This window comes from Okeania sp. SIO2B9, assembly GCF_010672505.1.
GTDB lineage: Bacteria > Cyanobacteriota > Cyanobacteriia > Cyanobacteriales > Microcoleaceae > Okeania > Okeania hirsuta.
Map to the genome: position 1 here is coordinate 1 of NZ_JAAHGK010000063.1, position 11,759 is coordinate 11,759.

An 11,759-nucleotide genomic window follows, 5' to 3' on the forward strand; every position below is an offset into this window, starting at 1 on the left:
GTATTTGTCACTTATCTATGAGTGATATCAAAATACCTGTAGTGGTTGAGTCTGTAGTTGAAGTGAGGATAGTACCTGCAACTGGCTGCGATGTAATTGAAGTTGTGTATGAAAAAACTGAACAACAACGGATAGAGTCTACATATGTAGCAGGAATAGATTTAGGGATTGATAGATTAGTTGCTCTAGCTACAAACAAGCCTGGTGTGAAACCTCTGCTTGTTAATGGGAAGCCACTAAAAAGCGTCAATCAGCTTTACAACAAGCGAAAAGCTAAATATCAAAGTGTTCTCAAGGGCCAGAAAAAAACTAGCCGTAAGATTGAAGCGTTAACCTATCACCGAAATCGTTTTGTGGAGAATTATCTGCATAACACCAGTAAATTAGTGGTTGAGTATTTAACTACAAATAATATTGGTACTGTAGTCATAGGCAAAAATGATAATTGGAAACAAGGTGCAAACATCGGCAAAAAAAATAACCAAAATTTTACTCAAATACCACATTTTAAGCTAGTAAAACAGATAACTTATAAGTGTGTGTTAGCAGGAATTAAAGTGATTGAGACTGAAGAAAGTTACACCAGTAAAACTTCTGCACTTGACCTATAATTGCCCTGTCAGCATGAATTGTATGTAGGTAAACGAGTCAAACGTGGTTTATTCAGGAGTGCAACTGGTAAAGTGATTAATGCTGATATTAATGGTAGTCTTCAAATATAAGATAAGAAATTCCCAGGGGCATTTACTGCCGAGGGAATAGTGAGCTGTGCCGTACAGCCAGTATTGGTTAATCCAATACCAAGATATTAAGCTGTCACGATTTTCTACAGCTTAGTTCGTACGGTTATACATGACTCTAAAATTTTGTAGACAAAAGAAATGAGTGAATATCAATAATCAAAACCTAGCTAAACTACCTTGTGAACAAGGTCAACTTGTAGAAATAACTATCACAGACTTAACAGATAGCGGTGATGGAGTAGGTCGCTATGGTCAAAAAGTCATATTTGTGCCTGATACAGTTCCGGGCGATCGCCTAGTTGCCCGTCTAACAGTGGTCAAACCAAAATATGCTTATGGGAAATTACACCAACTCCTAGAAACGTCCAAATATCGTATAAAGCCTTATTGTATAGTTGCAGACAAATGCGGTGGTTGTCAATGGCAGCATATTAGTTATGAATATCAGCTTCAAGTTAAACAAAATCAAGTTATTCAAGCTTTAAAGAGAATAGGGGGGCTAACATTATCAGCAGTAGATCCAACTCTAGCATCTCCAGCAGCTTTTGGATATCGCAACAAAGCTACATATCCTTTAAGTATTTCTACTACAGGTCAAGTTAAAGCTGGCTATTATCAAAAAGGTAGCCATAAAGTGATTAATCTGAATCAATGTCCCATTCAAGACGAACGTTTGAACCCTTTACTCAAAGAAGTAAAACAGGATATTACTAGGCAAGGCTGGAAAATATATGATGAACAAAAACATACAGGTATTGTACGCCATTTATCTTTGAGGATAGGTAATAACACAGGGGAAATATTGTTGACTTTGGTTATAAATGGAGAGGAGGAAAAAACAAAAGAATTATTACCAGGTATCGAAGCTCAAGCACAAAAATGGCTAGAAAATTATTCTCGGTTAGTAGGTGTTTGTTTGAACTACAACTCCAAGGCAACAAATACTATTTTTGGTCAACAGACTGTTTGTGTTGCTGGTCGGTTGTATCTGTACGAAGAGTTTAGTGGTTTAAAATTTCAATTGACCCCCGATACTTTTTTCCAAGTAAATACAAAGACTGCGGAAAAATTAATGGAGGTAGTTATTCAAGAGTTGGCTTTGAACGGACGGGAGATTATTGTTGATGCTTATTGTGGTATCGGTACTTTCACTTTACCTATAGCAAAATATTTGCAGCAAGTGGGCGTTCCCGGTCGCGACTCTATGGAAATAGCAGGTGAGGAGTTGTTACAGGGGGCTAGGAAGGGCCTAGTCATTGGTATAGAAGTTCAACCGATGGCTATAAAACAGGCTCAGTTGAATGCTGAAACTAATCACTTGACAAATGTCATTTTTCATGATGGAAAAGTTGAAGATTTACTACCTGAGTTGCAAGTAAAGCCTGATGTAGTTTTGTTAGACCCGCCGAGAAAAGGTTGCGATCGCTCTGTTTTAGAAACTCTTTTAGAAATTCTACCTGAACGTATAGTTTATATTAGTTGTAAACCTCCTACCTTGGCTCGTGATTTGAAATTTTTATGTTCGACAGGTAAATATGAGTTGAGTAAAGTACAACCTGCAGACTTTTTTCCTCAAACTGCTCATGTCGAATGTGCTGCATTTTTAGTAAGAAAAAAGTCAAAATAAGTAAAGTAGTTTTGGCAATTTTCCTGTAATAAACTCGCTTTCAACTGAATAAATATTGATCGAAGGGGAGAATTATAGCGGTTTTCACAAAGGTAGACTACAAAACTTCTGCCTTCTGCCTTCTGCATAGCTGCCTTTCAGCCCAAAATCTCTGTATTCTATGTTCATGAAAACTGCTATAATTATACAGTTGATTTCATCAAGGGTGAGATACCCCCCCCGTGGGCAAGATTCTCACAGCACAAACCTTTTATCCCAGATTCCGCACGACAAAATGTAGTATGTAAAAGTTAGAAAACTTGAGTAATAGTAATATCATGTACTCAGTTGATTAATGGCGCGCTGGCGGTTGGCACTGCCTTTCTGTTTGCGAGAAACACGACGCTGATAGAATTTCATCCGTTTCTCACTCTTTCTGTAGAATCTGGGGTTCGGCTCTGTATTACCATCTGAATCGGTGTAGAATTCTTTTAAGCCCACATCTAAACCGACATTTCGTTTAGTGGGTAAGGTTTTAACATGAACATCTACACTGATACAAAACTGTCAATAATAACCATCAGCTCGTCTGACCAGTCTCACTCGCTTAATTTTCTCAACTGGATAGAATGCCAAGTCCCACGTCCCAATCAGTTTGAGTCTACCAATACCTTTTTTGTAGGTAAATTGAATATGTTTGGGGTCTAGCAATTTCCAGCCCGATGTCTTGTATTCAACAGAGCGGCTATGTTTCTTGAATCGTGGGTATCCCTTTTTCCCAGGGATATTTTTCTTGCAGTTGTCAAAAAACCTAGCAATAGCTGACCAACACCGTTCTACAGACGCCTGACAAGCATGGGAATTCAAATCTTGAACGAATGGGTACATCGAACGCATTTCGGTATTATAGGGATACAGTTCTTTTCTACCTAGTCCTCGACGATCCATCCAATAGCGAAGGCATGAATTTCTCACGAATTGAGCCGTCCGAATAGCCTCATCAACGGCTTGATATTGCTGAAGTTTTCTTTGACTTTGAATTCGTATACTATCATAGTTTTGACTCTAGCAAGTCTTGCGTATATTATTAGTATATCAGGTTCAATTTAATTTGTGCAACGCCGATTGAGGTTAACCGTCCTAGAAGGACGGGGCTTGAGACCCGCATCCAACTTGAGCTATCTATTTATTTCACCACATAACTATAACAATCTCAACTAAATTATATCAGAATAATTAACTACCCTAGATTCTCGATTATAATTCTAGTAAATCTATAAAAATAATTGAATACGATCCGGAAAGCTACTCTCTAGAATGGGAAAATAGAATGTAATTAAGGTCACAATAGAGGCACAAAAACATTAAAAATGATTAACTTTCAACCACAGCCGATAGAAGCAAAATTAAGTAAATATCAATTCATGCAACCATATTTTCCTATCTACATAGTTTTAGATAAAAATCTGCCATATTATCAGAATTTTGCTGCTTGGTTAGAAGCTAAAATTGTCACTCCTGATTTAACTACTTCTATCAATGAAACTTTGCCATTTTTGCTAGAAGCGTTGCAAATAACTTGGGAAAGTGAAGGCGATCCTCAACAAATTTACCCTCTAATTGTAGAAAATCTTGATTTATTAGAGCCTCATTTAATATACATTTTACGCAAGTGGGCGAAGCAAGTTTTTCCTAACATTTGTCAAAATAGGGCAACTACAACTGCTAGTGCATTAGTAAATTTTGGTCGGATTATTTGGGCACTACCGGATGGAGATTCTGATGTTAATTTAGAAATTGCTTTAGCTTGCTGCGAGTTAGCTTTAGAAGTACTTAATTTCAATTATTTTCCCTATGAATGGGCAATAGTTAATCACAATCTAGCTGTAATTTATCAAACTCGCTGTTATGGAAATTCTACCCATAATTTAATTAAGTCTTTTGAACATTATCTACAAGCAAAATTAGTGTTTCCAGAGCAAAATTTACCTCAACAATGGACTGATTTAAGTTAGTATTAGTAAGCTATTCAGTATTTAAACTATTGAGGTTAGCTACAGTATTAATTTATTTCCTAAGCCAACCACCCATTTGCACACCTACATTACTAGCAGGATGGTATTGCCTGTTACCTGTTCCCAGTTAAGTGTTCCCTACTAAATGCAAAAAGTCTATATCTTTTTCGGAGATGTCTTTTTAGTAACTATAATGGAACAGGACAAACAACATAAATTCCTCAAAAATCTAGAAAAATAAATTTTAGTGCGCAAGTTCTATCTAACAAACTTCTAATAATTCTGGTGTAAACATCATTAGACATCCTCAACGTAAAAATTCGATAATGCGAACGCATGGAGAACAGTCTGGTTGTTCAATGTTTTGAGATGTTTCCCAAGTTACAGCAATTTGATTATATGCGTATGTTTCCATATTTGATAATTTCAGAATTTAACTCTATAAATTTATAATTCATGTTTTTATTCTACTAAACCGGAAATCTCAAAAAATTTATAGCAATGAGCGCTCAGGTATTTACTATATCAAAGAGCAGTTCATTAATGGATAATGGATAATTGATAATTACCTCTGGTTAAAACCGCGCTTGATTGAATATAAGGAATATTGTCTTTCGTCATTGCGACGATAGGAAGCAACCTCCTCAACCACTGAGATTGCTTCCTTCCACTCCGTTCCAGTCGCTGCGGACGTGGGTATAGTAATTATCGGGATTTGATATGACTCCTGACTCCTACAAAATTATACTTTTATTCAGCAACACCCTGATAACTGATAACTGAAATGACACTTGTACTCAAGCTTTGAATGCTTGAGTACAACATGGGTTTGAGTTCCCGTTCTCAGTCAATAAGTATTCCTGGTGACAGCGATGAACTGCCACACAGGAATTGAGATTTCAACTCAACTTAAACTGCGAGAAAATCTGAACTGTCGAGATGAGCGGTATTAAACCAGGGCAACTTCGCCAACACTTCATTAGTCGAAGTCTCGATAATCTTGTTGCCAGAGAAGGACAAGTCATTGAAGGTTAAACCATCTGCTAATCCAATCTTATCGACTCCAGGTTGGAAAAATCGGATCGTATCCATACCTTCTCCACTAGCGATGACTATGGTATCTTGACCAAATCCTCCAACTATAGTATCTTCACCTAAGCCACCGTCTAGTAAGTCATTGCCAAAACCACCGAATAGCTTATCGTCACCGTCTCCACCTGTGAGGGTATCGTGGCCCCAACCACCAGAGAGAACATCGTGACCACCATCACCATCAATTTCGTCATCACCAGTCCAACCACCTAATTTATCGTTAGCAGAGCTGCCAAAGATTACGTCATCACTAGCTTTGGCGTTGATGCGATTGCCACTGACCAGATCCATCACAATCACATCAGGGTTAGGAGTACCTTGATTGTTAGCCAGAATTAATTCAAAGGTATCACTGATTGTACCACCGTTGCCATCATCAGCTGTGACGGTTATGGGAGTGATACTAGCAGAGTTACTGCTACCAGTTATAATTCCAGTATTAGTATCAATACTAAACCCACTTGGTAAGTTAGACGCGGAATAGGTAAGGGTGTCGTTGGTATCAACATCACTGAAGTAGACACTGGTATCAAAGGATAAGTTCTCGTTAGTAGAGATGATTTGGTCATCAATCTCTTGTGCTAAGACTGGTGCATCGTTGACACCATCAATGGTAACGGTGGCAGTGGCTGTATCCGTTTCACCGTTGCCGTCATCAATGGTATAGGTGAAAGTTTCAGTTGTACTTTCTCCAACACCTAGACTCTCAAATTGACCGTTAGGATCGTAGTCGAAAGTACCATCACTGTTAACAGTTAACAATGCGCCAGAAGTTAAAGTCACTTGAATGTCAACATCAGCAGCATTGCCGTTTACTTCGGTAACTGTAAGGGGATCGCTGTCAGGGTCGCTATCGTTAGTGAGGACGTTGCCACTGAGGAGGCTGTCTTCATCAGTTGTTACTGCATCGTCTACTGCATCCGGTGCAGCGTTACTATTCGTAATGGTAATCGTACCTAAAACATCATCGTTATCGGTAGCTGTTCCTGCATCATCCGCCGCGCTGTTGTTACTGTAAGTAACGTTAGAACCAGTAACGGTAGCTAGGGTAGTGGGCATTCCCTGGTTGTTGCCATTAGTATTAGTGGTGGACTGCATGATAAAAACCGCTCCGCCCAAGCCTAGACCATCGTTACCCCCAGTACCACCGGTAGCACTGTTATTGGTAAAACTGGTGTTATTGAAGCTTAACGAACCAGTGCGGACAAAGATGGCACCGCCGAAGCCAGCCCCACCACCACCATCACCCAATCCATCACCAGCGCCAAAGCCGCCGTCGCCGCCGTAGCTGCTGCCGCCGCCGTAGCCGCCGTCGCCACCGTCGCCCCCAAAAATGTCAATACTGAAGGCTAGCCCAGGTGAGCCGGCAATGCCGCCACCACCACCAAAGCCGCCGTCGCCACCGTCGCCACCAGCGCCGTTGTAGGTGTAGCCGTAGACGTAGCCGTCACCGCCGTCGCCACCTTCGCCGCCACCACCACCGAAGCCGCCGTCACCACCGTTACCACCGTTGCCGGCGAAGTAGTAGCCGGCAGTGTAGTCGGCGTAGGTGTAGCCGCCGTTGCCGCCGTTGCCGCCATTGCCACCGAAGCCGCCATTGCCACCGTCAGTGCCGTCACCAGCGTCGGCGAAGTTGCCGTAGCTACCTTCGCTACCATTGCTACCGTTGCTACCAATTAGTCCAATGCCACCACCAGTACCACTGGAACCAACACCACCGCTACCGCCTTGGGCTAGGTTATTAGTGAAATCGACATCGGTTAAGGTGACGGTGCCATCGGACATAAATAAGCCGCCGCCCATACCAGCGCCGCCGCCACCAGTGTCACTATCTCCGCCTTTGGCGACACCATTAGTAATGGTCAAATCGGAGATATCAACGGTTCCTGACTTGATAAACAAAGCCCGAACATCTCCTGCATTAGCTATCCCGTCATTATTGGCATCCCCACTCAGGGTATAGTTACCACCAACAATAGTGATATTGCTGTCAATGAGGGACTGCATGGTTCCTGTCAGGCGAACATCGTTTTGCAGGGTAATGGTATCATCTCCTGCCATTGTGTTAGCTTGAGCAATAGCATAACTGAGAGTACCTACCTGATTCCCAGTTCCGTCATCAGTAGTTTGGTTAACGATAAAATTTGCCATTGTTTTTTCTCCTTAATTTGAGTATGACTTATATCATGTCCGGATGATTAGTTATGATTAGGATATAGATGGAAGAGATATCTCAAACCCTTGCGATTGATTCCTTCCACTCCGTTCCACTCGCAATGACTTTACATGATATTACGCAAAAGCGAGGTAATTACGTCATTACGTTTTGCTGGCGCATAGCTTCCGCTAACGGCTGTCGCCGACATGTTTGCGGAGCATTCCGTCAGGAAAAAGCGCAGCTTTGCGTTAGCGCCAGCTTTGCTTTGCAATAGCAAGCGACAGCGTTTGCGGAGCATTCCGTCAGGAAAGTCATCGCAAAAACTCCGAGATTGCTTCCCTACACTGCGTTACGGTCGCAATGACAAATCAACCTGGAGTAAGTCCTGTTAATTTCATTGCAAGTGTTTACCAAAAATCATTGGGTCTAAAGTCCCGTCTTTTAAGACGGAGCAGAAATCTGTGTCTCAAAAACAACTTTTGATAATTTCCCCTCCTGGGAGGGGTTAGGGGTGGGTTGACTTCTAACTTCTGACTTCATTGACTTCTGGGGGGTTTGCTTGAGCCACAATCACATTAGCGAGACTGTTGCTGGGGTTTGTCCAAAAGGATAAACCATCGTATTTAGCAAACAAATCTGGGGGTAAAACCGTCTGTCGGGGTTGAAACTCCACTTTAGAGCGTACTGTATGTAAGCCTTTGGTATTCAGTCGATTATCAAACTCATCAGCTTGATACTCCACATTCTCAAAATCATGCTCGAAGGGTTCTTCCCCCAAAAACTGATAAATCAGGGACAGAGTTTTATCTGGAGCTTGGGCCAATATGTCATAATCCACTAGGAGTAATGAAGAACTATATTCGCTATAAAACGCTTCTTTGAGAGCGTTATAAGCAAATCCCACTAATCTTCCTCCCTGACTCAAAGCTTCCGTGCGAGTGTAAACCGTAGAACGTTCACCTGAATTGTTAAATAAGCGGGACACCTCAAAAGTATTTTTTCTGACTAACCTTTCCACACTATCCATAATCCAAGCCACATTGCGGACGCAGCAAATCACTTTAGAGTCAGGAAATAGGTCCTGAATTAAAGACAATTTGCTACACCAGAGACGGTTAGTATCAAAGATTACTTCTTTGTCCCCTTGTGCCTCATAAAATGTTGAAAAAATAGTTAAGGTTAATGCTCGTTTTTGTTCAGGTGTGATAAAGACCGAAAACTCATTGTTTTCGCTCATCGCTTCTAGTAGTCGGTTCACCAGACCCCCCACTGGACTAGACATCCCTGCATGAAACACAGGATTTTGGCGAAGTAAGGCTCCTAGTAAGGTGGAGCCAGATCGCGGTAGTCCTGAGATAAAATGGATTTTTTGTTTCATTCTCTACTTTTGGCTTTGGTTTGATAGGTGTTGAAAGCCAGAGTGAGATGGTGTTTGACCAGGCAGCCAGCAAATTCGGGAGATGTGGTAATCTCAAAACTAGAAGTTTGAGCAGTGGGTTTAGGGAATTTGAGTCACTACTGACAATTCAACAGATATTTAGGCATTTTCAGGAATTACGCATAAGGAATGAAATATCAACATTTGAGATTGCTTTCCTGACGGACTGCTCCGCAAACGCTGTCGCTTGCTATTGCAAAGCAAAGCTGGCGCTAACGCAAAGCTGCGCTTTTTCCTGACGGAATGCTCCGCAAACATGTCGGCGACAGCCGTTAGCGGAAGCTATGCGCCAGCAAAACGCAATGGCATAAATGCGTTATTTTGCGTAAGTCCTGATTTTATTTTACTGACGTAGTTAGGACACGCGCAAGATCAAATCAACGATGCAAAATTCAACAAAATCTATGACAGAGTTTGAGAATTTCTAAGTGTCCTAACCATGTTGCATTTGGATTATAATTCCACCCCCCCTAGTGTCAAGAGCATTTCGCCAATTGCATCAAATCTTTATGAAATTTTCATACTATTAATACATCTTAATGTTTAAGATTGCGATCGTTTATTTAATTAAAATTATTGAAAGGGGCGGGTTAATAATTAATACAGGGCTGACGCAAAGGCAATATATATGGATTGATCTAATTTCCTATTGTGAGGTACAGTGCTTTCGATCCCCCCTAACCCCCCTTGAGAAGGGGGGAACTGGAAGTCCCCCTTTTTAAGGGGGATTTAGGGGGATCGTTTCTAAATTCTCAATTCTAAATTCTCAATTCACTTTGGCTACTTATTAAACGAAAACTGAGCAAAACTTAATTCATTAACTTTATTCCAATTAAAAACTTGCTCTCGAAATTTTTTCCACTGTTGATAAACTTCGTTAAAACTCACAGAAAATAAATATAGCATTTCTCACCTTTTGTGAGTTACAGTGCTTTCGATCCCCCCTAACCCCCCTTGAGAAGGGGGGAACTAGAAGTCCCCCTTTTTAAGGGGGATTTAGGGGGATCGTTTCTAAATTCTCAATTCTAAATTCTCAATTCACTTTGGCTACTTATTAAACGAAAACTGAGCAAAACTTAATTCATTAACTTTATTCCAATTAAAAACTTGCTCTCGAAATTTTTTCCACTGTTGATAAACTTCGTTAAAACTCACAGAAAATAAATATAGCATTTCTCACCTTTTGTGAGTTACAGTGCTTTCGATCCCCCCTAACCCCCCTTGAGAAGGGGGGAACTAGAAGTTCCCATTTTTAAGGGGGATTTAGGGGGATCGTTTCTAAATTCTCAATTCACTTTGGGTACTTATTAAACGAAAACTGAGCAAAACTTAACTCATTCACTTTATTCCAATTAAAAACTTGCTCCCGAAATTTTTTCCACTTTTGATAAACTTCCTTAAAACTCCCATTTTTACTAGCATTTTCCTCATAAATCTGAAAAGCAGCCTTCTGAGCAGCTTGCATAATTTCTGGGCTAAAAGGTCTCAACTGAACACCCTTTTCAATCAATCTTGGCAACGCTTCACTATTCAAAACATCATATTGAGCCAACATATTCAAATTAGTTTCATAAGCAGCAGTCTGAAAAATTTCCTGATATTCCTTTGGCAACTTGTTCCAAGCATCTAAATTAATCAATAGATCTTCTGTCGCACCAGGTTCCCACCAACCAGGATAATAATAGTATTTTGCAGCCTTATATAAACCCAATTTCTCATCATCAGAAGGCCCACTAAATTCAGCAGCATCAATAGCTCCTCTTTCTAAAGCTAGATAAACTTCCCCACCAGGTAACACTTGAACATTTACTCCCAACTTACTCATCACATCCCCTCCCAAACCAGGAATACGCATTTTTAAACCATTGAGGTCAGCCAAAGTATTAATTTCCTCTCTAAACCAACCACCCATTTGCGCACCTGTGTTACCTGCAGGGAAGTTAATCACGTTAAAATCAGCATAAACTTTTTGTATAGCTTCTAAACCCCCTCCATGATATAACCAAGCATTCTGTTGTTGGGCAGTAAAACCAAATGGAACAGAAGTTGCAAAGACTAGGGCAGGATTTTTTCCTTTATAGTAATAACTAGAAGTATGACCACATTGTACGGTACCTTGTTGTACAGCATCTAAGACTTCCAACCCTCCGACTATTTCACCAGCTTGATAGGGAGTAATAGTAAATTTACCGTTGGTCATAACTGTGACGCGATCGCAAATCCTCTGTGCTCCACCAAACAAAGTATCCAGAGATTTCGGCCAACTCGTTGCCATTCTCCATTTTATCTGTTGGGGTTCGGTTTGACTCAATGCAGGTAAAGCAACTGCACTAGTAGTAGCAGCAGTAGCATAACTAATTAGGTTTCGACGTTTCATTATTTATTTATGTGTTATAGCAGGGAATAGGGAACAGTGGGAAAAACACTTCCTTTATGCGAATTCTCAATTCTCAATTCACTTATTTATTTATGTGTTATAGCAGGGAACAGGGAATAGGGAACAGTGGGAAAAACACTTCCTTTATGCGAATTCTCAATTCTCAATTCTCAATTCTCAATTCACTTTGGGTTATTGAAGGAAAACTGAGCAAAACTCAACTCATTAACTTTATTCCAATTAAAAACTTGCTCCCGAAATTTTTTCCACTGTTGATAAACTTCCTGAAAACTCCCATCTTTACTAGCATTTTCCTCATAAATTTCAAAA

Annotated in this window: 8 protein-coding genes and 1 pseudogene; 3 read left to right on the forward strand and 6 right to left on the reverse strand. The window is 40.5% G+C overall.

The annotated features are described in order from the left end of the window. Both F6K13_RS04240 and rlmD read left to right on the forward strand, forming a co-directional pair. A partial coding sequence (locus F6K13_RS04240) for a transposase (RefSeq protein WP_287286891.1) occupies positions 1-611 on the forward strand: 611 nt, incomplete at its 5' end. 274 nt (positions 612-885) lie between these two features. After that, positions 886-2,370 (forward strand): 23S rRNA (uracil(1939)-C(5))-methyltransferase RlmD, encoded by a 1,485-nt coding sequence (gene rlmD, locus F6K13_RS04245; RefSeq protein WP_124144181.1) that lies wholly within the window; start codon positions 886-888, stop codon positions 2,368-2,370. Between the two features lie 324 nt (positions 2,371-2,694). Here rlmD and F6K13_RS04250 read toward each other — a convergent pair. Continuing rightward, positions 2,695-3,404 (reverse strand): annotated as a pseudogene (locus F6K13_RS04250) (RNA-guided endonuclease InsQ/TnpB family protein); the annotation flags it as partial. Positions 3,405-3,719: 315 nt separating this feature from the next. Between F6K13_RS04250 and F6K13_RS04255 the strand changes: the two are divergent. Continuing rightward, a complete protein-coding gene (locus tag F6K13_RS04255) occupies positions 3,720-4,364 on the forward strand; it encodes a hypothetical protein (RefSeq protein ID WP_124144180.1) in 645 nt (214 codons plus the stop codon). Positions 4,365-5,273: 909 nt separating this feature from the next. On the opposite strand, the gene F6K13_RS04260 is transcribed toward F6K13_RS04255, so the two are convergent. The 5 genes from F6K13_RS04260 to F6K13_RS04280 all read right to left on the reverse strand — a co-directional run bounded on the left by F6K13_RS04260 (position 5,274) and on the right by F6K13_RS04280 (position 11,429). Continuing rightward, a complete protein-coding gene (locus F6K13_RS04260; RefSeq protein WP_161564922.1) occupies positions 5,274-7,607 on the reverse strand; it encodes an Ig-like domain-containing protein in 2,334 nt (777 codons plus the stop codon). A gap of 530 nt (positions 7,608-8,137) precedes the next feature. Then, on the reverse strand, positions 8,138-8,992 hold the full coding sequence (locus F6K13_RS04265) for a sulfotransferase (protein WP_124144178.1): 855 nt from the start codon (positions 8,990-8,992) through the stop codon (positions 8,138-8,140). An 840-nt stretch (positions 8,993-9,832) separates the two neighbouring features. Next, the gene (locus tag F6K13_RS04270; RefSeq protein ID WP_275670318.1) at positions 9,833-9,958 is read right to left on the reverse strand and encodes a hypothetical protein; all 126 of its coding nucleotides are present in this window, start codon (positions 9,956-9,958) and stop codon (positions 9,833-9,835) included. Positions 9,959-10,099: 141 nt separating this feature from the next. Beyond that, positions 10,100-10,225 (reverse strand): hypothetical protein, encoded by a 126-nt coding sequence (locus tag F6K13_RS04275; protein WP_275670318.1) that lies wholly within the window; start codon positions 10,223-10,225, stop codon positions 10,100-10,102. A 118-nt stretch (positions 10,226-10,343) separates the two neighbouring features. After that, complete coding sequence (locus tag F6K13_RS04280) at positions 10,344-11,429, reverse strand: TRAP transporter substrate-binding protein (protein ID WP_124155736.1); 1,086 nt, start codon at positions 11,427-11,429, stop codon at positions 10,344-10,346. Positions 11,430-11,759 lie beyond the last annotated feature (330 nt).

What these genes read in the sequence shown, in the direction of transcription:
- F6K13_RS04265 (WP_124144178.1), bottom strand. Translation starts at nt 8,992, where the DNA reads ATGAAACAAAAAATCCATTTTATCTCAGGACTACCGCGATCTGGCTCC.
- F6K13_RS04270 (WP_275670318.1), bottom strand. Translation starts at nt 9,958, where the DNA reads ATGCTATATTTATTTTCTGTGAGTTTTAACGAAGTTTATCAACAGTGG.
- F6K13_RS04260 (WP_161564922.1), bottom strand. Translation starts at nt 7,607, where the DNA reads ATGGCAAATTTTATCGTTAACCAAACTACTGATGACGGAACTGGGAAT.
- F6K13_RS04275 (WP_275670318.1), bottom strand. Translation starts at nt 10,225, where the DNA reads ATGCTATATTTATTTTCTGTGAGTTTTAACGAAGTTTATCAACAGTGG.
- F6K13_RS04255 (WP_124144180.1), top strand. Translation starts at nt 3,720, where the DNA reads ATGATTAACTTTCAACCACAGCCGATAGAAGCAAAATTAAGTAAATAT.
- F6K13_RS04280 (WP_124155736.1), bottom strand. Translation starts at nt 11,429, where the DNA reads ATGAAACGTCGAAACCTAATTAGTTATGCTACTGCTGCTACTACTAGT.